This window comes from Arthrobacter sp. PvP023 (genome assembly GCF_017832975.1).
GTDB lineage: Bacteria > Actinomycetota > Actinomycetes > Actinomycetales > Micrococcaceae > Arthrobacter.
Genome location: NZ_JAFIBI010000001.1, coordinates 1,371,393 through 1,393,577, shown reverse-complemented (window position 1 = coordinate 1,393,577; position 22,185 = coordinate 1,371,393). Strand labels below are relative to the sequence as shown.

21 protein-coding genes are annotated in these 22,185 nt (G+C 64.3%); 14 read left to right on the top strand and 7 right to left on the bottom strand.

Annotation, left to right across the window (positions count from 1 at the left end; genetic code table 11):
• Window positions 1-18: 18 nt before the first annotated feature.
• Both JOE31_RS06470 and JOE31_RS06465 read right to left on the bottom strand, forming a co-directional pair.
• Window positions 19-1,221 carry an ATP-binding protein gene (locus tag JOE31_RS06470; RefSeq protein WP_245199008.1) on the bottom strand — a complete coding sequence of 401 codons (1,203 nt, stop codon included), beginning with the start codon at window positions 1,219-1,221 and terminating at the stop codon, window positions 19-21.
• Between the two features lie 245 nt (window positions 1,222-1,466).
• A complete protein-coding gene (locus JOE31_RS06465) occupies window positions 1,467-2,051 on the bottom strand; it encodes a hypothetical protein (protein ID WP_209748700.1) in 585 nt (194 codons plus the stop codon).
• A 459-nt stretch (window positions 2,052-2,510) separates the two neighbouring features.
• Here JOE31_RS06465 and JOE31_RS06460 point away from each other — a divergent pair, with 459 nt between their 5' ends.
• The 3 genes from JOE31_RS06460 to JOE31_RS06455 all read left to right on the top strand — a co-directional run bounded on the left by JOE31_RS06460 (window position 2,511) and on the right by JOE31_RS06455 (window position 5,226).
• A complete protein-coding gene (locus JOE31_RS06460; protein ID WP_209742704.1) occupies window positions 2,511-3,443 on the top strand; it encodes a hypothetical protein in 933 nt (310 codons plus the stop codon).
• A gap of 390 nt (window positions 3,444-3,833) precedes the next feature.
• Complete coding sequence (locus tag JOE31_RS21805; protein ID WP_307864379.1) at window positions 3,834-4,034, top strand: hypothetical protein; 201 nt, start codon at window positions 3,834-3,836, stop codon at window positions 4,032-4,034.
• A 13-nt stretch (window positions 4,035-4,047) separates the two neighbouring features.
• Window positions 4,048-5,226: a DUF222 domain-containing protein gene (locus JOE31_RS06455; RefSeq protein WP_307864378.1), complete on the top strand. Its 1,179-nt coding sequence runs from the start codon at window positions 4,048-4,050 to the stop codon at window positions 5,224-5,226.
• 142 nt (window positions 5,227-5,368) lie between these two features.
• Here JOE31_RS06455 and JOE31_RS06450 read toward each other — a convergent pair whose 3' ends face one another.
• Window positions 5,369-5,680: a hypothetical protein gene (locus JOE31_RS06450; RefSeq protein ID WP_209742703.1), complete on the bottom strand. Its 312-nt coding sequence runs from the start codon at window positions 5,678-5,680 to the stop codon at window positions 5,369-5,371.
• Between the two features lie 834 nt (window positions 5,681-6,514).
• Entirely contained in the window at window positions 6,515-7,126 is a 612-nt protein-coding gene (locus JOE31_RS06445) for a hypothetical protein (protein WP_209742702.1), read from the bottom strand.
• 174 nt (window positions 7,127-7,300) lie between these two features.
• Between JOE31_RS06445 and JOE31_RS06440 the strand changes: the two genes are divergently transcribed.
• Entirely contained in the window at window positions 7,301-8,776 is a 1,476-nt protein-coding gene (locus JOE31_RS06440) for a GTPase (protein WP_209742699.1), read from the top strand.
• A gap of 47 nt (window positions 8,777-8,823) precedes the next feature.
• Here JOE31_RS06440 and JOE31_RS06435 read toward each other — a convergent pair whose 3' ends face one another.
• A complete protein-coding gene (locus JOE31_RS06435) occupies window positions 8,824-9,354 on the bottom strand; it encodes an RNA polymerase sigma factor (protein ID WP_209742696.1) in 531 nt (176 codons plus the stop codon).
• A 109-nt stretch (window positions 9,355-9,463) separates the two neighbouring features.
• Here JOE31_RS06435 and JOE31_RS06430 point away from each other — a divergent pair, with 109 nt between their 5' ends.
• From JOE31_RS06430 to JOE31_RS06405, 6 genes are all read left to right on the top strand, one after another.
• Window positions 9,464-9,805 (top strand): hypothetical protein, encoded by a 342-nt coding sequence (locus JOE31_RS06430; RefSeq protein WP_209742694.1) that lies wholly within the window; start codon window positions 9,464-9,466, stop codon window positions 9,803-9,805.
• Window positions 9,789-11,630, top strand: coding sequence for a hypothetical protein (locus JOE31_RS06425; RefSeq protein WP_209742692.1), 1,842 nt, complete (start codon window positions 9,789-9,791; stop codon window positions 11,628-11,630). The genes JOE31_RS06430 and JOE31_RS06425 overlap by 17 nt, the downstream gene beginning before the upstream one ends.
• A 59-nt stretch (window positions 11,631-11,689) precedes the next feature.
• Window positions 11,690-12,925 (top strand): C39 family peptidase, encoded by a 1,236-nt coding sequence (locus tag JOE31_RS06420; protein ID WP_209742690.1) that lies wholly within the window; start codon window positions 11,690-11,692, stop codon window positions 12,923-12,925.
• Window positions 12,926-13,119: 194 nt separating this feature from the next.
• Window positions 13,120-13,626: a nucleotide exchange factor GrpE gene (grpE, locus tag JOE31_RS06415; protein ID WP_209742688.1), complete on the top strand. Its 507-nt coding sequence runs from the start codon at window positions 13,120-13,122 to the stop codon at window positions 13,624-13,626.
• A gap of 3 nt (window positions 13,627-13,629) precedes the next feature.
• Window positions 13,630-14,280 (top strand): hypothetical protein, encoded by a 651-nt coding sequence (locus tag JOE31_RS06410; protein ID WP_209742686.1) that lies wholly within the window; start codon window positions 13,630-13,632, stop codon window positions 14,278-14,280.
• 46 nt (window positions 14,281-14,326) lie between these two features.
• Window positions 14,327-16,159, top strand: coding sequence for an Hsp70 family protein (locus JOE31_RS06405; protein WP_209742684.1), 1,833 nt, complete (start codon window positions 14,327-14,329; stop codon window positions 16,157-16,159).
• 53 nt (window positions 16,160-16,212) lie between these two features.
• Here the strand turns inward: JOE31_RS06405 and JOE31_RS06400 are convergent, their stop codons facing one another.
• The gene (locus JOE31_RS06400; protein ID WP_209742682.1) at window positions 16,213-17,208 is read right to left on the bottom strand and encodes a S1C family serine protease; all 996 of its coding nucleotides are present in this window, start codon (window positions 17,206-17,208) and stop codon (window positions 16,213-16,215) included.
• A gap of 454 nt (window positions 17,209-17,662) precedes the next feature.
• On the opposite strand from JOE31_RS06400, the gene JOE31_RS06395 reads away from it, so the two are divergent.
• Window positions 17,663-18,301, top strand: coding sequence for a low molecular weight phosphatase family protein (locus JOE31_RS06395; protein WP_209742680.1), 639 nt, complete (start codon window positions 17,663-17,665; stop codon window positions 18,299-18,301).
• Between the two features lie 52 nt (window positions 18,302-18,353).
• Window positions 18,354-19,469: an LCP family protein gene (locus JOE31_RS06390; RefSeq protein WP_209742678.1), complete on the top strand. Its 1,116-nt coding sequence runs from the start codon at window positions 18,354-18,356 to the stop codon at window positions 19,467-19,469.
• Window positions 19,470-19,590: 121 nt separating this feature from the next.
• Here the strand turns inward: JOE31_RS06390 and JOE31_RS06385 are convergent, their stop codons facing one another.
• Window positions 19,591-19,935: a hypothetical protein gene (locus tag JOE31_RS06385; RefSeq protein ID WP_209742676.1), complete on the bottom strand. Its 345-nt coding sequence runs from the start codon at window positions 19,933-19,935 to the stop codon at window positions 19,591-19,593.
• Window positions 19,936-20,553: 618 nt separating this feature from the next.
• Here JOE31_RS06385 and JOE31_RS06380 point away from each other — a divergent pair.
• Both JOE31_RS06380 and JOE31_RS06375 read left to right on the top strand, forming a co-directional pair.
• Window positions 20,554-20,862 (top strand): hypothetical protein, encoded by a 309-nt coding sequence (locus JOE31_RS06380; RefSeq protein WP_209742674.1) that lies wholly within the window; start codon window positions 20,554-20,556, stop codon window positions 20,860-20,862.
• A gap of 77 nt (window positions 20,863-20,939) precedes the next feature.
• Complete coding sequence (locus JOE31_RS06375; protein WP_209742672.1) at window positions 20,940-21,986, top strand: arsenic resistance protein; 1,047 nt, start codon at window positions 20,940-20,942, stop codon at window positions 21,984-21,986.
• Window positions 21,987-22,185 lie beyond the last annotated feature (199 nt).

Genomic DNA, 22,185 nt, shown 5'->3' with positions numbered 1-22,185 from the left:
GGCCGCCACCTCTGTGAGCTATTCGTGGCCCTGTTCCAGGACTGATTTCTCAATGAGTTGCTCTACGGCTGCGGCGACGGCGGCCCGGTAGCCTTCCGGTTTGCCGTGCACTTTCGCGATTTCGTCGGCCAGATTGTCCGGGCTGACTGCGCTGGCTGTTGCTTCCCAAATAGCCGGTCCGATGCCGCTCAGCCGCACGATCTCGGCATCCAGCATCACCAGCAGGTCGCCGTCGACGGTTATGGCATCTTTTGGCTCTGCCCGGCGGATCCAGCCTTGCGGGATTGGACCGAGCTCGGTTTCAACTCCGGGCGCTTCCCACTCAGGCTTCGAGCGGCGTTGCTTCCGGAAGAGCGGTTCCAGGGCCTGCGGCAGGTCGGCGGCCTCCGAATACGTGGCCCGCCATGCTCCCCCCACACGATCGATCAGCCGGCACAGCGACTGCAGCGGCTCCTCGATTTCCGCCTGGGAGGAGGAATCCGGAATCAGGGCCAGCAATGCGTCGGCCAGCGGGACCCGCTGAAGGACCGGGGCCGCTATGGCTTCCTCGGCGCCTTCCGTGCGTTCGGCGTCAATCCGGTCCAGCAGCACGATGGACTGGATGAACAGCTTGGACGGCGCCGGCTGGAGCCCGAGTTCATCCGGACCCACCTGAAGCTTGGGTGCACCCGGCTCCTGCTTCACGGACAGCGGCTTGGGGTAGGGAACCACGGAGCCGTCCGGACCAATGGCGACCGTCTCGTCAGTGACGTACCCGTAGGCGCCCGCGAGCGCGGAGGCCGCGGTGGTCTTGCCGGTTCCCGATTTGGCCACCAGGGCCACCACCGCCCCCGTGACCGGATCCGCCACGCCGCAGGCGTGAAGCATCATGAGCTCCCCCGCGTTTTCCAGGATGGCGGCCACGGTGAGCCGGGAGGTGAGGTTCTCAGCCAGCTCCTCAAAGGAGGCCGCCTGCAACGGGAACGTCCCGCCGTCGTACGCCAGGGACTGGTACGCGACGGAAGCAGAAAACGGCAGGGACTCCGTGGGTTCCTTGGGAAGCGGCGGAACCAGTTGTTCGCCGGTGGTGGCGCACCGGGCCCAGGCCGAGCGCATGACCTCCCGCTGCTCCCAGGTGACCTCGCGGCCCCAACGGATAGCGAACTGCGTGCCCAAAACGTCCACGCACAGCAGATCCCCGCCGCCGAACGTTTCCTCGAACTGCAGTGAGTCCCACTCCATCTGTATGTTCCCGCCGTTCATGATTCCCCCCGGATCTGACGCTGTTACTGCGAAGTTTTGGTACCAGCTTCAACGAGCCGCTGGGTCCTAAGATTTGCTAGGAAGCTTTCCACCTGGGTCTGCATCTGGCCTTCGAGGGCCACCGGCTGGATGGCGTCCAGGTGGAGCAATGCAACCCTGCCGGCTGGTTCGGTGCGGGCTTGGGCGACGTGGGGCGAGTGGCGCCAGACCACGGGAAGCAGCCCTTAGTTGAGCGTAAGGGTCGTAGGCAAGTCGGACAGACCCGTCGGAGACGAGAACGAAACTGTCAGGGTGAATTGTTTGCCCTTGGCAGCATTCTTGTCGGTACCCGTGTAGTAAAGACCCATGGGGAAACTGACCGTCGCACCGTTCGCGACACCGCCGGTTAGGCTGAATCCAGCCGAATATGCGTTTGCCGGAGGCAGTGCCGTCGGGGTCAGGCCACCCCCGGTGAATGTGTCAGCCTTAATCCCCACCCCTGGGTTCACGGTATCGGAGGAGGTGATGGTTATCGTGCCCTTTATCTCGCCTGAGGCAGCCCCACTGATGTTCTTCACGTGAAAAGCTATTGGACCCTTGCCCGGACGGTTTTGTCCCTTAACGGGGTTGGCCAACTGAACAAACGTGACAGCTTGACCACTCGCATAGTCCAACAGCGCTTCGAACTTTCCCGGTGACGCAGCCGCAGCCGGAGCCGCGATGGCTGTCACGATAACCGGCACCGACCAGGCAACTCCCTTGACTACCCTGCGGCGGCTGAAACCGCGCTCTTCGCTGCTCGTAGCGTTTGCGTTCAATTCCTCAGACAATTGCGCCCCCACATAGTTTCGGCTGGAGCCAGCCCCCATGGACCGGCCGTGTGCTTTGGCCGCGTTTCCCCGGCTGTGCCCACTCTCCCCAACGCCGCCAAAGGTTGCCGCAAACGTTTTGCAAGATTCGGTCAAGTTTTCCTGTGCGTGAAGGTTGACCGGCAGGGCGGAATTGAGATTTCAGCATTGCCAGGACACGCCCCGGCATTCGGGGTTAGCTCCGTAGAGCGGCAGCCTTCAATGACGGACCCCTTTGGCAGAGATATCCAATGGAAGCCGTTGAAGAGTTCGCCCCTGATCAAGCCGGGATGACCATGTGCGCCCGGCCCCGGCGTCGCAGGAAGGGCCTACTCCGTTCGGATGGCTACGGTTATCGGAGACCATTGACACCCCGGATGGTCGGCGGGATCATGATCGGACAGCGGACCCACGTAGCCAGCATCAGACAGGTGGCACGTTATGGAACCAGTGAGCCTTCAACTGCCCGCCAAAGCGCCGGACTACGTTGAGCTACCGCCCACGTTCACACTCCGAGAGCAGGCGGGCTCTAAGTGGCTGCTGACCTGCCCCGACGGGCAGCGTGTCCAGACCACGTACGACAAGGCGCTCGAATGGATACGTACCGTCACTCCCGGCAGCGGAAGCGAGGTCCGGTTCATCAACACGGTGGGATTGATTTACAAGGTCGCTCACCTCAAACCTCAGCGGACACTGGTGGCGACACCAAACCCGCAGGTACCGGTTGCGGAAGCTGCGCCACCCTTGAGGCTCTTCCTGCAGCACGAGCCGAGCATAACCCCGTACTATCCCTGGGGAGATTGGCGGGTCCGCCCGTGGGGCCCGGACTGTTTGGAGGTTGAGGCGTCCGTGCCGACCGCGGCCACCCCGATCATTGTCGTGGCGTATCTTGTGGCTGCGAGCAATCATCCTGGCATTAACGCGTGCGCAAGGCTCGGCGGCATGATGACTGGGCTCCTGGAGCAACGCCAGTTGATCCTGGCTTCGGCTCCGGCGCAAGCCGCACTCCAGTCCAGTACGTGCCTGCGTCCTCTGATGGAGCACGACGTCGTCGACGACTCAGGACTCGGACAGTGCTCACTTTCCTTCCTCAACAATGACGCCGGTGAACTGGAGACGCTGTTGGCCTGGTCGGACGGCCAACCTGCGGTCCTCGACGCAACACCCCACACCCGCTTCCTCGTCCAACGGACTTTTCACATCGCTTTGGAACTCATCTCTGAGGTGCTGTTACTGCAAGACGTGCTGGCGGCCAACCACGTTCCGCAGGCCCAGTCGATTTGGGACGAGACTGACAGTGCCCTTGAGTGGATTGATACCAACATCGCCCGCGCCGGACGTATCCTCGGCATTCTGGCTGACATCTTCAACTAGCGGCCATAACTGTGGTTGGTTTCATGGAGGTTGCCCCAGTCCGGTCCGGCGGGCAGGCGACAGCCACAGGGACCGCCCGACCTGCCCCCTCGCCGCCTGTCCGCTGGCTGATTATCCGGACGCGCAGGGGACAGCGCGTGATAGCCCGGTCCTGCCGACTTGAACTGGGGAGGGTCTAAAGTCGGCCGGGGCTTGGTCGCTGGAGATCGCGTACGGCCATATTTAGAGGGGACGGGTCTCGCGAGCGTGTGGTGGTGGCGAGGTACCAGGACGACGAACGATCTAGGGCTGCCCGCCTGCTACCGCCGTTCCCAAGGCGGAGCTTGGCCTTTGAGGTTTACCACAGACCAACAAACCTAAAATGTCGGACCTCATTGGCAGAGTTATCCCATGGAAGCCGTTGGAGAATTCGCCCCGAACCAGGCCCTGCGCCTTGGGCGGTTTCCTGACGCTCCGTTTGAACCGGCGACACTCAAACGGAGCCTGCGGGCCGTGCCGCCGACGGACAACATCGGCGGCCGGTCGGAGCCCGACGGCATGTTCGACGGCGGTCGCGGACGCTGCGGTGTTGGGTTTCCGGGAGGCTGCTGACTTCGCTTCCCGGGTGGAGGATATTTCCCGGGCCGCTGAATATTTGCAGGTGGTCGCGGCCGGGGCCGTGGACCGCACCCGGAGCCAGGCTATTTCTACCGCGCGCTCATGCTCAGCCGCCGGCTGGAGCACCGGGTGGGGCAACGAGACGGCCGTGCATGGGCCGATCGGCTGGGCTACCGGGACGGCGGGTCAAACGGATGGCGGCCCGGGAACGCCGAAGACCGACGATCCGGATCCGGCCGATGACGGGTGCCGGAACACCACCGAATTCCTCCAGGCACGGCTGCGGATCGGTACCGGCGAAGCCCGACGCCGGCTCGCCCTGGCCGAGGCCGTGCTGCCCCGGGCCGGGATCACCGGCCACCCCCAACCTCCGGAACGGCCCGTGCTCGCCGCGGCCGTCGCGTCCGGGTCGGTAAGCTCCCGTTCCGCGACGATCATCACCCTCGCCCTGGACCGGGTCCGGCATCACGCCCCCGCGGACACCATGGCCCGGATGGAACACACCCTGACCCGCACCGCGGCCGAACAAGACACCGACTTCGTCGCCCGCGTTGCCCGGCAACTGGTTGACGCGGCCGACCAGGACGGCAGCGAACCCACCCAGGAGGAACTCCGGCACCGGCAGGGCGTCTTCATCCGGAAACCCCGCCGCGGACTGCACCACGTGGAATTCTTCGCCACCCCGGACCAATACGAACCCCTCCTGACCGTGATGAACACCGCCACCAACCCCCGCACCCAACCAGGCGAACAGGACCTGGACCGGCGGACCCGGCCCCAGCAGCTCCTGGACGGCCTCGTCGGCGCCGCCAAAACCGCCCTCGCCAGCGGAAACCTCCCCGCTGCCGGCGGATTGCGTCCCCAGGTCATGGTCACCATCGACTACCGCGACCTCCTGAACCGCCTCGACCGCCTCGACCGGCGGGCCGGCACCGACAGCGCAACTGGCATCCCGGGAGCCGGGTCCTTCACGTTCACCGGGCCCGTCACGGCAGGCACGGTCCGGAAGATCGCCTGCGACGCCGACATCATCCCCGTCCTCCTCAGCAGCCAGGGCCGCGTCCTCGACATCGGCCGGACCACCCGGATCTTCCCTCCCCACATCCGCGTGGCAGATCCAGGTCAAAACCGGGATCCCGTGGTTCATCCCGCCACCCCACATCGACCCATGCCAAAGGCCCCGTAGAAACAACTTCTTTAGATGCCAAATCTCCGATGATGAATAGCGGGCTCAGCGCGGTTGTCGATCAGCAGCGATGATGGCTTCAGGCTGACCCGGCTGCGCTCTCGACCAACTGCGCTCATACCTGACTGCGCCATGAGAGGGCTCACAGGTGGATCAGGGCACCCGCAAACAGAAAAGTCGGAGCCTGCTTCCCATGCTCTTGGAGAATCACCTCGGCGTTCAGCGCGAAGTCGCGGTGGTCACTGTTCCTGCCACGGTAGCTGTGGCCACCGAGATCGACGTCCACCTGCGTTGTACCTGCGGGGACAACGCAGGTGAAGGCAGCGGAAAAGGTAGTGCCCGTGCGCTTCAGCGCCGGCGAAACAGACACGCCGCCCACTTCCGCCCATGAGATCGAAACCGACACGTCACCAGCTGCCGGCGTCACCGGACTGATAGTCAGATGCACGCTCACGGAACCGGTGACGGCTCCGAGGCCCGCCAGGCTGAGCCGGACAGGGACTTTGACGGCAGGGCGAAGATGGGCGGTCCCGTGAGGGTGAGAGGTCGAAGGAACGGACCGGATACCTGCATGGAGCACAGCCGACGGCTCCAGCACTTCCTTGGGCGCCGTGGCCGGAGCCGGAGCGATTGGTGGGCGCCCGGCGGGAGCTGGCGTGGCCAAGGCCGGCAATGACCGCCCGGTTCGCCACACCGGGACCCGGCGGCTGGCCCCGGCATGTTCCTTGATGCGATAGGCAAGCTCTGACATCTACGTCCCCCGTAGCAATCGGTTGGGCCTCCGAACGGACCGCCCAGCGGCTGTGGCCGTGTTCTTCACCGGTTGACCCTACTGTGCCCATTCAACCTTCAGGTTCGCGCAACCGACCGACAAGATTCGATCAAGATCTCCGCTGCGGGGAGGTCAATTGTGCCTGCGCCAGGGACATGGGGCCTGTGCTGAGAGATCGCGCTGACCCGGAAGCGGCGGTAGCGGACCCATCGCGTAGCCAACCACCGGGACAGCCAACACCAGCGCGGAGAGTATGAGCCAGTCCGTCCCTCCATAGCTGCCGTGTGGAGAACATACGGCCGGGAAGGCACTGGCTGCCACCTTTCGGCACGGCGTCCTCAATGCAAACGAAAGGCCCCCGCCGGAGGCGCCGGCGTCGTAAAGAGTGTTCGTTAGGTCAGCCGGCATCAGTGGTAAGTCCATGGCCCGCTCCGAACTATCCGGGGAAAGTTGGCATCCATGATGGTGAGCCGCAGGCGCCGTCCTCGCCGCCTGCGGCTCACCTGTTTGTCCGGCTTAGTAGTTGCGCTTAACGAGTTCGAAGTTGTCCGGTAGCGTCCAAACTTGCCCAGCGATCTTCTGACTCTCCGCCATCTGATTGATCATGCTGGTGGCGTAGGGGCTGTTCAAGAGGACGGGGCTGGTGGACATAGCATCGAGCGTTCCGTTGTGGGCGCCTCCGCCAACCGTGGTGCTTTCCAGCACCGGGCTCATGGATGGATCCTGAAGCGCGACGTTTCCCGTCTCAGGCGTTGTGTAGCTGTCGAACCGGCCGTCCTGGTTGGAGTCGTAAAGGCCCATCTCCTGGACGCCGTCGCCGTCCCTGTCTACGAGCATCGTTTCAGCTACCCGGTTTTGGTCGCTGTCGATGACCGTGGTGTCAATCCTGCCGTCCAGGTTTGTGTCCGTCGCCAAGGCGTCCGCGACACCGTCAAGGTTGTTGTCATAGCCGATCGACTCGAAGTACTGGTCGCCGTTGGCATCAAGCTGGTAGGTGTCAACATAGCCGTCGAAATTGGTGTCGAGTGCGTAGGCGTCCGCAACGCCGTCGCCGTTGAGGTCTGCCGCGCCCACGTCGCCCACCCCGTCGCCGTTGTTGTCGGTGAACGAGTAGTTTTCCAGTGACATGATGCTCTCCTTCTGAAGCGGAAGTCTTGCTTCCTTTTTTGTTTTGGTGATGATTAGAGGCCGTCTCGGGACGGAAAGTTCCCCTGAAAGAATCCATTTTCCGGGGAACTTTTGGGCCGAATCACGCATCAAACTAGGCATCGATAAAGTACTGGGCAGGAGGGAGCGTTGGCCGTGAGTGAACTGTCTGAGGCCTTCCCGGACCTTCGGTCCGCTGCCCTCCGGTTGCTGGACGATGTTGAAGGGCTGGTTGGCCTGCCTGGCGCCCCGATTGTGGACGGGCTAAGGCTCGCCCTCGGGAAACCGGCCGTCGTTGCAGTGACCGGCCGCGTGAACACAGGCAAGTCCACGCTGGTCAACAGCCTCATCGGCGCCAAGATGGCCCCCACCTCCGCGCAGGAAACTACCGCCTTGCTCTCCTATTACTCATTCGGCGCGCCCGCCCGGGCAGAAGCCGTCATGAAGGCGGGGCAGATCGCGCCGCTTCCGTTAGCCGCCTCCGGGCCCATGACGGGCAGCATCCCGCCGGCAACCATTGAGTACCTCCGCATCTACCTGCAGGCCGCAGTGCTGGAACGATCCACGATTATTGACACCCCGGGGCTGGGTTCCGCGGCCACGGACAACTCCGCCAGAACGGAATCCGGGATGCTCGGGGACTCAAACACCCCGGTGGATCCGGACGTTCTGCTCTTCCTCATCCGGGACGAACTACGGCCCGACGATGAAACCTTTATCTCCAGTTACAGGGAACGGCACGGACACGGTTCAGTGGGAGGAGTAGGCGCGACGGAAGGAGTGCCTGGACGCGTGCCGGTGATCGGCCTCGTTGCCCACGCAGACAATTTCGGCGGCGGCCCCTGGCACACGGCCGATCCCATCGAAGCGGCACGCACCGCCGCGACCGGGCTCACCGCACGGATGCCGCAGCTGACAGCCGTCCTCCCGATCTCAGGCTTGCTCGCCGAATCCGTGCGGACCGGAGCCTTGCGTGAACAGGACGTCCGCGTGCTTCGCGCCCTGCAGGCCGCGGACGCCACCCAACTGCAGTTTGCGGAACAGCTCGGCCCACCCCCGGGCGTCCGCAAGGAGGACTTCCAGCGGCTCACCGCGCTGATCGGCTCCTACGGAATCAGGTTTGGCAGGGAACACTGCGGTTCTGCCGGGCAACTGACGGCGTGGCTGAACGAGCGGTCCGGACTGACGCAGCTGGAGCGGGTCCTGCAATCCGAGGTGACGGGGCCCATCGAGAGCGCCCGTGTTGAAGCCGTGCTGACAGGGCTGCAGGCAGCAGCACGCGCTAATTCCTGGCCGTCCCCGGCACGACTCCTGGTTGAATCGGCCAGGCACGCACCCGCCTTCCACCGGTTGCAGGAGGTAGCGGCGTTGGCCTTGTTGCGGACCGCGGACCCGGAGCACGAGCTAGTGGCAGTGCTTGAGGGTTTGACCAAGCCCGCTCCGTTGCTGCCGGATGTTGGCCCGACGCCGAACCCTGGCCCAGCGATGCACGGCGGGAACCGGTACCTGGAGCTGGCCTCGCACTACCAGTCGATGGTGGGCACGGCATCAACCGGTGCAGAAGCCCGGGCCGCGCGCGTCATTGCCCGGTCCCTCCTCATTCGTTCCGAGACTCCCAGGAGTGCGACATGATCGGCCAAGTGGTTGGAGGCGTTCGCGTCCCGGGGTGGGCCAGGAAATTAGTTGAAGCCGCCCCCAACGGCAGCCTCGAAGGCATGCCTGGCCCGGCTTATCCTGCTCTTAACGGTGGCCACACCCACACCTTGGTACTCCGCAATTTGTGCATACGTGAAGTCGCACAATTCCCTCAGCACCAGGGCAACGCGCAGATCTTCATGCAACGTCTTCAAGGTCTGCTGCACAAGGTCTGCGGAGGCGAGGCTCTCGGCGAAATCCCGTTCGGGCGCGAAGTCGTCGGCCACCTCGATCTCCGTGGAGCGTCTCGAGCGGATGACCGCCAGCGCGGCGTTGGCAGCGATGCGATAGATCCACGTACCGAAGCTGGAGTCCCGGCGAAATCGCCCTATGCCGCGCCAGGCGGCGAGCAGTGTTTCCTGCAGGGCATCCTCGGCATCATAGGTATTCCCCGTGATGCGCAGACAGACGGACCAGATCATGGTCCGGTGCTGAGTGGCAAGGGACTCGAAAGAACGAGCATCTCCCCCTATTGCAGCATCCAGAAGCAGCGATTGGGCCACGGTCGCGTCCATAGTTCCCCCATTGGGTTCAGGTCGCCGTGCCCCCCGCACTAGCCGGTAGTAGAGCCACTATAGACCTGCCGGAAATGATCGACCACCCTTTAGACCAAGGATTCTAGAAATGAGCAACGAAATTCCCGAGAGCTCCTTCAAGCAGATCCTGCTGGTACCTGAGGGGCCACCCGAAGCCGTCTGGGATCGTGCCATGGATGCCGCCTTCGCAGCCGCGGAACCGGACTCCGGGCAGGACGATTCAGCAGACAATTCAGCCGTTGATCCCGCTTCCGCGTACACAGACGTTGACATCGACACTGACGACGACTCCGACGGTGAGTCCGGCGCTGGCTTGTTGCAGTCCGGCGGCAACACCCCCTCCGACCCCCAGCATGAGGACCTGTCTGGAGCGGCCGGGTGGGACGACGACGACGACCCGCTGGGCTACGATGATGCCGCCGGATACTGAGCTGCAGCGGCTGTCCACCCTGAACTCCGCAAGGGCGGTGCTCAGCACGTCGACACGCCTGCTGCGGACCGTGGGGCACGCCGGTGCAGCCGACCGCATCATCCGTCAGGCCACCGGCTCCACCGGCACACCCGTGGTGGTCTTTGTAGGAGAAAGCGGTCGTGGCAAGAGCGCCCTGGTCAACCTGCTGGCCCCGGACCTGCGCGCCTGTGACTCCGAGACCGGAGGACACGCGCTCTACAGACTGGTGGCCCCGGCCAGGGCTGACGGCGACGGCGACGGAACAATGACCGGCAGCACCGTGTGGGTTTTTCCCGATGGCACCCGATCTGCGAACGGGCCGGGAGATGCCATTGGAATGGAGGTGGAAACCGCCGCCGGACTGCTCGGCGACGTGGTCCTGCTGGACGCCCCCAGCGCCGGGGGCCTGGCAGGTCCCCAGTCGTTGCTGAACCTCAAAATCCTGGAAGCTGCCTCCGTTGCCGTTTTTGTCACCGATGCCGGCTCGCTGCTGTCGAGCGCAGAGATGGCATACGTAGAGCAATGTTCTGCCCAGGTGGAATCGGTGGGCGTGGTGGTCACCAAGACCGATCTCTACCCGGGCTCCTGGCAAGACGTCGTGGCGGGAAACGCGGCCTTGCTCAAGGCACGGATCCCCCGGCTGGCCGACGCCTTTGTCCTCGGCGTTTCGGCCGTCGTGGCGAACGCGGCGAACTCCAGGACGGATCCGTCCCTGCGCGAAGCCCTGCTCGACGCGTCCGGGCTCCCGCAGTTCGTCCTGGCCCTGACTCGGGACCTCGCCAAGGCCGGCACTGCCCCCACAGCCAATGCCCTCCGGCTGGCGCGCTCGGCGCTGGACGCGCACCGCCAAACGCGGCTCACCCAACTGGTGATTGCCGACGATCCGGCCGAAGCCAGGGCAGGGATGATGACCGAGCGTCAGCGCCTGTCCGAGCTGAAAGACGAACAACAGCGGTGGACCCTGGACCTGGAACGGGACCTGGGTGAGCTCCGCGCCGGCGTCCTGCGGCAGGCAAGCCTCAAGTTTGACGCCTGGGCCGCGGACTGGAAGAACCGTATCCAATCAACCAAAGCGCTGAGGGACGAGAAAACCACCCGTCAGCTCACCAGCGACATCTTCGCCGAACTCATGGCACTTCGGGCTGATATCATCAACGACTCCGAGCTCCAGCTCAGCAATCTGGCCCACGGAGTGTTCCGCGACGTGCCCCTACCCGCAGTGCTGGATGACATACTGCGGGCAGCCGAGCTTCCGGGAGACACACCGCAACTCAGCAGCGAGCGTCGCCCCGGGGGCTTTGATCCGTCCCAAGTGATGTCCCTCGTCATGGGATCAAGCATTGGCGGCTCGGCCGCAGGGCTTGTTACCGGCGTCGGCGTTGCCACCGGCGCAATCGTCAGCACCGCCGTCGCCGGGTTCGCCACAACGATCGGCATCCCCTTCACGGTACTGGGCGCTGGCGGCTGGTTTGCAATCAACCGCTACTACCGCCAGAACATGCTCGAGAAGACCCGGCTTTTGGCGGAAATTCCCCGGCTGGCCCAGGCCGAGCGGGCCGTCGTTGCGGACTATCTGGACGCACGGCTTCGCCGTCTGAAACCGGAAATAGTGGTCACCTATCGTACCCAGCTGCAGGATTCCCTGGCCGCTTTGCAGCAGCTCATCCGGGAGAGCCAGGCCCAGGAACAACTCTCAGCCCAGGCCTCCCAGCAGCGGATCGACGCCCTCAAACGGGACATAGCCACGATCGACAAACATTTGGCGGACATCGACGGGAGCTTGACGAAACTCCACCTCCTCTAAACGGAACTTTTCGCCGGCTCGGCACCTCTAACAGTCACCATTTCCACTAGGAGGAAACCATGGACACAACACCAGACACGGTGACCGAAGAAATGCCCGAACCCGGCGCCGCCGAGGAGACGGGTGGCACCGACTACGAATCAGTGGACCTGAACGAGGACGGCACCATTGACGCACTCTACGTACGAATCGACCAGGCAGTTTCCTTCGTAGCCCTCGATTCGGACGCCGATACATCGCTCGACACTGCATACATGGACCTCGACGGCGATGGAAAGGTGGACGTGCTTGTCACCGAATCGGACGGCGGGTATGTCATCACTGATGCGTCGGGGAACGCTGAAGGCCAATGGGTCTCGCGGGAGGACCTCATGGCCGCCTCTCCAGACCTCGTGGCAGCCCTGGACCAGCAGCTGCCCGCTGAGCCCGGCGGTGACGACACCGCCGATCAGCCAATCGAGCCGGACCAGGGCAGCACGGGCTGGAGCGTTCAGGACGGCGTCCTCATCGGGGATCCGATCGGCGATGCCGAGTATTGGTTCGAACAGGCGGAGAACGGATTCTGCTTGCCCGCCAGCATCGCGCAAATTGTCTCCGAATACACCGGCATGCCCTTCAAGGATGAGATGGTGTTCGTGGACATCGCCAACGAAATCGGGGCCTTCACCGTAGGCCACGACGGCGTTCCAAGTATGTCGATCGAAAAGGGCGTCGAAGTACTCAACGCGGCCGGCGTCCCCGCCGAACTGCGTTTCGGCGACCTCGACATTCTGGCCGCAGAGCTTGAAGCCGGCCACAGCGTTATCCTGGCCGTCGACAGCGGGGAACTGTGGACCGGCGAGGCGGCAGAAGACAACACTGCGGACCACGCCGTCGTGGTCACCGGCATCAACACGGAGCGGGGCACGGTGATTCTGTCGGATCCGGGTAGGGCTGGCGGCAACCTGGCGGAAGTGCCCATTGGCCTGTTCCTCAACTCGTGGGCCGACTCGCAAAACGCCATGATTGTGTGCGACGAACCTCCGGCGGATGCCGTAGAAGACTCCGACAGCGACTCCGTCCAGGAAACCTCAGCGGAAGGTCAAAGCGCTGAACCCGCACAGGCGGGCGCAGGGGAAGTGGAACCGCTGAAGGTTGGCCCGCTGGAAGCCCCTGACGCCATCCCTGCCGGATTGCCGGGCGTGAGCGGGGAAGTCAGCCGCGAGCCCCTGGAAGCCACTACATCAATCGCCATCCAGAACCCCTGGGTCTTCCTGCCGATTACGCTGGCGGGCGCCGTCCTGAGGGCACTCTGAGCGGCATGGTGACGTAGGCAGTGACCGCCACCGGCGTTGCACCCCAGCCCTGCACGGGGAACCCTGCGCCGGACGGCGGGGCACTGTGCCTGCCCAGCCAGGCGGCCGTCCCTTCCGGACCGGTTGAACAGCGGCAGCCGGTGGCGCCTACTCTGCCAGTCGCGCCTACTCAGCCGGTGGAGCAGCAACCCCAAGTGACGCCGACAGGTGCCTCCGGCCCGGACCCCGGCACGCCAGCCACAGACCTGCAGCTAGCCAATTTGCCCTTGTGGGCAGTGGTCGCAATCGCAATCCTTCTGCTGACGGTTGTTTTGCTCGGGTTGGTCCTGGTCCGGATGGCCCGGGGCGCCAACCCGGCTTATGACGGTGAGACTGTCCTGGCGGGTCCGGGACCCGGCTTGGACCCCAGGGGCCTCGCTCCGGCTTACGAAACCCTGCTGCAAGCATTTATCGGAACTTACGACCTCTCCGCAAGTGAGGTGGTCCGGGCCCATATCCAAAAGTCCCTCCGAGCCGTGGGAGTCACTCCGATCACCCCGCACCCCGGAGATCCCTTTGACATCCGGCTGCACAACGGCGTTGCCGGCGTCACAGCCCCGTCGTCGAGCCTGGCACTCCGGATCGTCCGGGTACTCAGACCCGGTTGGCGTTCAGACGACGGGGTCCTGCGCCTCGCCGACGTCGAAGTTTACAAGGAGTAGAACATGCCCCGACGCTCCGTCCGCTGCGCGGCACTGGCCGCCTCCGTTTCGCTTGCCGGTTGCGCGCCCGCCGGCGGGCAGCCGCCCGGCGCACCAACCGCGCCCACAACGGAAACCTCATCCCCAACGCAGACTCCCGGGGAGCCGGCCTCACCCCGCACCACGAAGGCGGCTCCACGGGTCTGCGGCGGGTACGAGAGGCCAGAGCTCTCGGCAGGAGAATGCGGTCTGGTCAATTCAGCCAATCTGGGGCTCCTGAATGTGGGCACGTGCGGCACGTACGCACCCCAAGGCGGCGCCACAGCGGCAGTGGAGTGCCGGGCACGCGGCATGGGCATCTTCCCCGTGGGCCAGGAACCAAACGTGTACGTTTTCGGGTTCGCGAACCTCCAGTCGCTCAAGGACGGCTTCAGTTCCTACGCAACGGGCCGAGGCATCAAGGAAGGCGACGTCCAGTATCCGCCGGCCGCCGGCTACTGGGGATTCCCGGCTGATCCTCCAGACGTACACCGGGGCCAATTGCTGAGCCAGGTACTGGACGGAGAATCACTGTTCATCTGGACTGACTGGACTGAACTCACATGGATTTCAGCGGAATCCAGCACCACGGATGTGAAAACGCTCTACAGCTGGTGGGGCAAAGGCAATAAGTAGGGAGTCTGTGCGTCCCCGCCCAACGAGAACGCAGGAAGGAGCCATCATGGAGGGAATCCCTTGGCGCTTGGCCATCGACTTCGGAACGTCGAATACGGCGGCCGCCGTGGTCCGGGGTGGCGGGGGCGTGCATGTCCTCCGGCTCGGCGCCCGCTCCGACGCAATTCCATCGTGCGTGGCCGCGTACAACGGCGAAATCCTCACCGGTGATGCAGCCCTTCAAATCTCAGGAATCTACCCCTCTGCATTCGAACCGACGCCGAAGCGGCGGCTGGGCGAAGACGCCGTGGTCCTGGGCGGCTCCGTATTCGACCCCGTGGACCTCGTCGCTGCGGTCATCGGATTCGTGGCACGCCAGGCCACCCGATTCGTGGGTGGCGACTCACCGTCCCAGGTGGTCCTGACCCATCCGGAGGCGTGGGACGAGTACATGAAGTGGCGCCTGACGGCAGCGGCGCTCAAAGCAGGCATACCGGAGCAGAACATTGTCCTGTTGCCCGAGCCGGTGGCGGCAGGATGGCATTACGCGGCAGGTTCGGACGTGGACCTCGGCGCCCACGTGGCAGTGCTGGACTTCGGCGGCGGCACCTGCGACGCCGCCGTGCTGGAACTTGCGCAGACACCCGCCGGTCCGTTGTTCCGCGTCGTGGCCTCCGGGGGCATCGATCCCCTCGGCGGCCATGACTTCGACGCGCAGCTGGAGAACTGGGTTTACGCACAGCTTGCCGCTGAGGGCAAGACCGAGCTGCTTCAAAGCCTGAAATCCGAGCGCGCCAGTGCTGACCGGGCAGTTCTGCGGGACCAGGTACGCGAAGCGAAACACGCCTTGAGTTACCACGGGTCCGCGCCGATAGGAGTGCGCTCCGGGGACCACGAATGGGTCTGCACCGCCACGCGCGGGGAATTCGAGCAGCTTATTGATGGTCAGATACGCCGGGCCGTGGAATTGGTTCAACGGGTGATCCAGGAAGCACTTCCGTCCGCGCAGCAACTTCACCGCGTCTACCTCACGGGCGGCTCAAGCCACATACCTGCGCTGCAGGCCACCCTCGGCGAAATCCTGCCGATGAAACTGGGGCTAATGGGAGACCCCAAACAAATCACCAGCATCGGAGCGTTGCAGGCACCTGCTCCCAGCGGCCGGGCCGCCGCCGTCGAACAACCGGCCGCTGCCGTCGAGCAGCCGATTGCCGTCGTCGAGCCGCTGGTTGCCGATGCTCCAGCCGCCAGGCGAGAAGGCAGAAAGCCATGGCGGGTTCAAAGGGTTCAAAGGAAGGTCTGGATTGGAGGCAGCGCGGGCGCGGCGGCCCTCCTGCTCATAGGCACCATTGCGCTGGCCACTGGGCGTATTATGCCAACGCCGCCGCCGACCACTTCGACTTCCGGAACTCCGCAGCGGGCGTCCAGGCTGTGCGCGGGCGAGGAACGAGCACGATTGTCCGATGGCGAATGCAGCCTGCTCACCACGGCCGTTGACCGGCGGCTGGTGGACCCGGATAGCTGCACCGCCATCAAATCCCTTGAACTGGCCAGCTCAGGGCTCAACTGCAATTTGCCGGCCGGCAGTTCGTTCAACTCCTCCGAACGCCCCACCATCAATGTTTATGGATACTCGTCAGTGGGCGCACTAAATAAGGCATTTGACGGTGTGGTCAACGAATACGGCGCCGCCGAACGCTCGGTTGCCGTTCCGCCCGCATGGCAGGACTGGGTCGGCGGAGATGGCAAGACGGTAAGGGGACGGATCCTGGGCGCTTCGAAAGACGGCACGAATTATCTGATCTGGAATGATGCGGAAAGGCTTTTGGAGGTCAGGGCAGACTCCACGGGCGCGGATGTGCCGGCGCTTCTCGAGTGGTGGAAGGCGCTGCCGCAGTGAGAGAGGCGCCCGCCGGGATTGCCCGGCCGGACGCCTGACACGGGGAGAGCCGATCAGTGCTTGCCAGGAACGGGGAACTGCACCCTGAACGGTGTGCTGAAACGCTCGGAATCGGACAGCAGATAAAGTCCCTCTATCTCGGCGGTGGAACCGGGGAGGACCGACTCGGAAATAGCGCACATCTCGGCGACTGTGTTCGTGGACGTATTCTGCAGCTTGGTCAGCATCATCCCAGCCTTGATCCCTACCTTGCTGGCGCCGGATCCCGGGACGACTGACTTGACGTACAGGCCCCCGTTGATTCCCCCGCGCGACAGTTTCTCGTCCAGCGCCGGGCCTTTGGTGGCATCCAGGGCCTTGAAATATCCGGGGTAGTACTCCTCAACCGACCACCCCATGTTGTTGGGGGACTCACCCTTCAGCAGTTTGTCCACGATTTCCTGCTTGGCCGAGTCGATTGCTATTGAATAGAACTGCCCCTGCGCCGGAGCGTTGAGCGACCCGAAGTTGATCAGGGTGTTTATGCCCACCAGCCGGCCATGGTGATCAAGCAGCGGCCCACCCGAATTTCCGAGGTTGACCGTGGCCCCGTGCTGGATGGTGTCCTTGTACTCTGGCAATCCCTCGGGCCGGGCGGGTACCTTTGTTGCGTTGACCAGGCCAGAGGTAATGAGCATCTTCTGCTCCGACGGGCTCTTGGTCGGGGGGGCTGGGAAGCCGAGGACAGTCACGGTGTCCCCGGGTTTCACGTCACCCGAGTTGCCCACAATGAGGGCCTCTGCTTTCTCCGGCAGCGGGGTTGAGAAGTGGACCACCGCAACATCACTGCAGGGGTCAGCACCGATGACATGCAGTGCCAGTTTCTGGCCGCCGCTGAAGCGGCCGGAAATCGCCGTGAGGCCCTCCACCACGTGGGCGTTGGTGACGCCCATGGCGCCGTCCTTGTCCACGAGGAACCCTGTACCAAAGCCGACGAAATCGTCCGGACGGCGGCCCTCGATCGAGAACACCGACTGTTCACCGAGTGCATACATCTGTTGCGGAGTCATATCCACCGGATGTTCGGCCCCGTGAGGCAGGGAATCGGCCATAGTGAGCCCACCGTCTTTGTGGTGGGGAATGTCCGTGGCGGCACCGGTAGCCGTGCTGGTTCCTGAAGGGCCGGTCGTGTCCGGAGGGGTGGCGGTGTTGCCGGACTGGCATCCTGTGACGAGTATCGCTGTGGCCGCGAACGTAGCTGCAAATTTTCGAAGCGACCGGCCGTTCCTGTATGGCTCCATGGTGTCCTCCTCGCGACCGCCTCATTGCGGTAGTTCATTATCACGCATTTGGACTAATTAGCAACATGGGTTCAGGAAACGCCGACAACCCTCTCCAGGCCCAGGCAGAACGATACATACATCCGCCACCGCGGTTCACCGCAGGATGCGAAGTGCGGAGCGTGTTAAATTGAACGTCAGGCATCGCACCGATCTGACAGCAACTCCGGAAAGAGCCCTCACCGTGGAATCGCCAACGCCCGTTCGGATCCTCACCGTCTGCACGGGAAACATCTGCCGCTCCCCCGTGGCCGAACGCCTGCTGCAGGCCGGCCTGGACCAGGTCCTGCCCGGCGGCTTCGACGTACGGAGCGCCGGTACCCGCGCCATGGTGGGCAGCCCCATTCAGCCGCTCTCTGCCGACATCGTGAACATGTACGGCGGCACGGACAAGGGTTTCGCCGCCCGGCAGCTGACCCCAAAGATACTCCGGGACACGGACATCGTGCTGACCATGACCTCCAAGCACCGCGGCGAGGTGCTGCAGCTGGACGCCTCCCTGCTCAAGCGCACCTTCACCATCCGCGAATTCGCGCGCATGCTCGAAGCCCTGGAGGAACGCGACGCCGCAGGCGTAGCCACCGGCACGGCACCCGCCGAAAAGGCGTCCGCCGAGACACCGTCCGACGCCGGTGCGATGTGGCGCGGCCTGCCCGCCCGCCTCGCCTCCGTGAGGCACCTCGCCCTGGCGGCGGAGAGCGCGGACAACGAAGTGATCGACCCCTACAAACGGGGCCCCGAGGTGTACCGCCAGATGGAAGACGAGCTGGCCCCCGCCCTCCTCACCATCCTCCGCTACGCCCGGCTCAACACGCCCGCATAAACAGGACCTTCGGCGTCGTTCTTTAACGCCTCAGCGGTGGTAGCGTCCGGTTATGGACAACCAGTCTGATCCGGAAGGAGCGGCTGAAAGCAGGCCGCCGCAGGGAAACTTCGCATGGCTCCCTGCCTGGCTGCGCCGGCAGCCCATCTGGCTCAAAGCGGTCCTGGCGATGGTCCTGGTGATCGCCCTGGGCAGCACGGCCTACGCCTTCTCACAGTTGGGACGCGGCGGACAGCCCGCCCCCACCGCCAGCGGAACCACGACGGCGGAAGGCGGCACCGCCACCCCGTCACCGTCCGAGCCGGCGCAGTCCCCGACGCAGGAACCGCCGCCGGCTGCCATGAACATCCTGCTGATGGGCAGCGACAGCCGCGGCGACTCGCGCGCGGAAGAAGCCCAGGCCGCCGCGGGAACACCCGCGGACCAGCGCGCCGACGTCCTCATGCTGATCCACATTCCGGCAGACCGGCAGAAGATCTACGGCATCTCCATCATGCGCGACACGTGGGTGAACATCCCCGACCACGGCGAAGCCAAAATAAACGCCGGACTGGAACTCGGCGGAATTCCCCTGATGGTCCGGACCGTGGAGTCGCTGTTCAACACGCACATCGACCACACCGTCATGACGGACTTCGCGGGCTTCAAACGCGCCACCGACGCACTGGGCGGCGTTGACGTCAACGTCACCCTTCCGTTCACCTCCACCCACGACTCCGGCCACACCTTCACCCCGGGCATCAACCGGCTCACCGGTGACCAGGCCCTGGAATTCGTCCGCGAGCGCTACGCCTTTGCCGACGGCGACTTCCAGCGCATCCGCAACCAGCAGACATTCCTGAAGTCACTCGTGGGCAAGTTCATGAGTGCCGGCACACTCACCAACCCGAACACCGTGGTGGGAGTCATCCAAGCTGTGCGCCCGCACTTGATCATCGACCAGGGCCTTACCCTGGACGACATGTGGCGGCTAGGTTTCAGCCTGCGCGACGTCGGTCCCGAGGACGCCATCTTCTTCCGGTTGCCCGACGGCGGCTTCGGCTTTAGCACCGACGGCCAGTCAATCGTGTTCCAGAACCCCGATGCGATAGGCGCCGTGTCCGCGGCACTCGCCAACGGCACCCTGGCGGACTACGTGGCAGCCAACGGCCTTGAAGGCGGTAACTGAAGGGCGCCCGCACCCCGTTCCGTGACCATCTGCAGGCGTTTAGGTGCCTACACAGGTGGCTGGTGAGTGGTGCTAGGTGGCGGGTTCCGCCGTCGTACTTCTGCCGAAGTATGCCTGCCGCTTAGGCGGCCAGGCTCATGGCCCTGTTCCTGACCCGGGTTGCCGCGTGCGTACCCGCCTGCGCGGGGGCCAAGACACTGATGTTGCATTCCGACTGGAGCGGATCAATCGACGCCGGCAGGTGGTGGGATTCAGAACATGCCTGCAGCTGCTCCATTGCAGCCGGCTCAACACGTGCGTGACTCACATCCACCACCAGGTGGAGTCCCTCCTTCAAATGATTTGCCCTCTTCACAACCACATACAGTGCCTGGAGGCTTTTCGCCGTCACATGCCCTTGGGCTGCTACTTCTGCTTCCCCGCAATCGAGGTCGAGCTTAACCAAAACCTTGAGCTTGTCGTTCAAGTGATTCCCCTATTCCTGCATGGCCGCGACGCTGCGACCGCCATCAGCCTATGGGCGGGATGTGACCTACGCAACACTATGCGTCACATGCGGAAGGAGTTCCGTTATGAACGGCACGGACAGTTGAATGGGACTGTGCCGTCGGGTAGTGCGGTCTGTCGGGCCTGGACCTGCACCCTATTCCGTCGCGATTCCAGCGCTGCTATATTGACCGCAAGCCCGGCTTCCGTTCCGGACCTATGGTCAACCACAGAAAATCCGTCCTTTGGACGTCCGCAGCTCCGCGTTCAATGCATCAAACCTGGGTTGACATGGGCCGGGCCGCACATCCTATTGAGGTGTGTTTTAGATAGGAAGTCAGAGATGACTGCCCCAGGTCACAGAAATCGAGTTTGGCAACGAGTGGCAACGATGCCGCTGATTGGATGCCTCATCGCCGTAGCCGGTATCTTGTTCAACCCGAATGCTGCACCGGCCAACGCATATGCAGCCACGCCGGGAGGGACAAGCGGCCCTTCGTGGGTCACAGCCCCGCTCTATGTGCACAGCACCTTTGGATCGAATCTTCCGTGGAGGCCGCTCGTTCCACCCGAAGTTGTCGCAGGGAGGAGCGCCAGTGTGGCGGGCGACCAGGCCGAGCGCGTGGATGTCGAGATCATTATCCAGAAGTACATATCCTCCTCATGGACGCCTTCGACCAGCCAGACAGTGACGGCGTACATACCTGCAGGCCAGGACGCGGTGAAAATCAGCTCCCCGATAATGGGTCCAGTTGATCCGGGCTACTACCGGGCAATCATCGTGATCCGTTGGTTCAATTTTGGGTTCCTGTCCGGGTTCCATTACTACGAACCCACCGTCGCGGGGGACAACGTCTGCAACATATCGGAATGCCAGGCATACGACGGCTATTTCCAAACCTGGTGAAATGACCGGGTTGCGGCACTTCACCTGAGGTAACGGCCGGCGGCTTCTGGGGAAACCGGCGGCCGGAGAAGCCTAGGATGGAGCCGGTGAGGATCAGGACGCTTGTGGCTTGGATGGAACGCCGCCAGATCGGCCTGTATCTTGCTTCGATCGTTGCCGGCGGCGCCGCGGGTTTCCTGGCTCCCGGGACAGCCGCAGCCATGGAACTGGCCATCAATCCGGTGCTGGGGCTGCTGCTCTACGCCACCTTCCTGGGGATCCCGTTCGCGTCGCTGGGGCGGGCCGTGCGCGACGTGCGGTTCATGGCTACGGTCCTGGTGCTCAACTTCGCCGTGGTGCCGGTGGTGGTGTTCGGGCTGAGCCGCATCGTCGCCGGGGACCAGGCGCTCCTGGTGGGTATGCTGCTGGTGCTTCTGACCCCGTGCATCGACTACGTGATTGTGTTCAGCGGCCTGGCCGGCGGCGCAAGCGACCGGCTGCTCGCCGCGGCACCGGTGCTGATGCTCGCCCAGATGCTCCTGCTCCCGCTGTACCTCCTGCTGTTCGTGGGCCCGGAGCTGGTGTCCGTGATCGACCCGGCACCGTTCGTGCAGGCCCTGGTGGGGCTCATTGTTGTCCCGCTGGCCCTGGCAGCGCTGACACAGTGGCTCGCGCGGCCGGCGCGTGGCAGCGAAGGCGACCGTTCCGCCGTCGGGCGATCCATCGTCGGGCGTGCCGCCGTCGGGCGCACAGTAATGGCGGCCGTGCAGGCGCTGATGGTCCCGCTTATGATGGCAACGCTGGCCGTGGTGGTGGGCTCGCAAATCGTGGGCGTGCGCCAGGAGCTGGCCTCGCTGCTGGCGGTGGTGCCGCTCTACGCCGCGTTCCTGCTGGTCATGGTTCCGCTGGGCCTGCTGGCGGCCAGGCCCGCCCGTCTGGACGCCCGCGCAACCGTGGCTGTGGTGTTCAGCGGCGCGACGCGCAATTCGCTGGTGGTGCTTCCCCTGGCCCTCGCGCTTCCCGAGCCGCTGGCCCTCGCCGCGCTGGTGGTGGTCACGCAGACGCTGGTTGAGCTCCTTGGCATGCTGGCCTATGTGCGCTTCCTGCCGAGGCTGGTGCCTGCCGATTCCCGGCTCCGGCGCTAGGTCCTGGCATTCGGTACGGGCTGAAACACTCCTCGGGAGGCTGAGACACTTCACATGAGCTAAGGGCCGGCGGCGCCTGGGGAAGCCTCGGTCTCAGAAGGCTTGTCACCGCCGGCCCAGCTCAGTCCGGCCCGGAACTTTTACCGGGCCAGGAATACGGCCGGGTGTTCCCCCCGGGGTTCAACCGCCGACCGACTCC

What these genes read in the sequence shown, in the direction of transcription:
- JOE31_RS06470 (WP_245199008.1), bottom strand. Translation starts at nt 1,221, where the DNA reads ATGGAGTGGGACTCACTGCAGTTCGAGGAAACGTTCGGCGGCGGGGAT.
- JOE31_RS06460 (WP_209742704.1), top strand. Translation starts at nt 2,511, where the DNA reads ATGGAACCAGTGAGCCTTCAACTGCCCGCCAAAGCGCCGGACTACGTT.
- JOE31_RS21805 (WP_307864379.1), top strand. Translation starts at nt 3,834, where the DNA reads ATGGAAGCCGTTGGAGAATTCGCCCCGAACCAGGCCCTGCGCCTTGGG.
- JOE31_RS06445 (WP_209742702.1), bottom strand. Translation starts at nt 7,126, where the DNA reads ATGTCACTGGAAAACTACTCGTTCACCGACAACAACGGCGACGGGGTG.
- JOE31_RS06435 (WP_209742696.1), bottom strand. Translation starts at nt 9,354, where the DNA reads ATGGACGCGACCGTGGCCCAATCGCTGCTTCTGGATGCTGCAATAGGG.
- JOE31_RS06430 (WP_209742694.1), top strand. Translation starts at nt 9,464, where the DNA reads ATGAGCAACGAAATTCCCGAGAGCTCCTTCAAGCAGATCCTGCTGGTA.
- JOE31_RS06425 (WP_209742692.1), top strand. Translation starts at nt 9,789, where the DNA reads ATGCCGCCGGATACTGAGCTGCAGCGGCTGTCCACCCTGAACTCCGCA.
- JOE31_RS06420 (WP_209742690.1), top strand. Translation starts at nt 11,690, where the DNA reads ATGGACACAACACCAGACACGGTGACCGAAGAAATGCCCGAACCCGGC.
- JOE31_RS06410 (WP_209742686.1), top strand. Translation starts at nt 13,630, where the DNA reads ATGCCCCGACGCTCCGTCCGCTGCGCGGCACTGGCCGCCTCCGTTTCG.
- JOE31_RS06405 (WP_209742684.1), top strand. Translation starts at nt 14,327, where the DNA reads ATGGAGGGAATCCCTTGGCGCTTGGCCATCGACTTCGGAACGTCGAAT.
- JOE31_RS06400 (WP_209742682.1), bottom strand. Translation starts at nt 17,208, where the DNA reads ATGACTCCGCAACAGATGTATGCACTCGGTGAACAGTCGGTGTTCTCG.
- JOE31_RS06390 (WP_209742678.1), top strand. Translation starts at nt 18,354, where the DNA reads ATGGACAACCAGTCTGATCCGGAAGGAGCGGCTGAAAGCAGGCCGCCG.
- JOE31_RS06375 (WP_209742672.1), top strand. Translation starts at nt 20,940, where the DNA reads ATGGAGCCGGTGAGGATCAGGACGCTTGTGGCTTGGATGGAACGCCGC.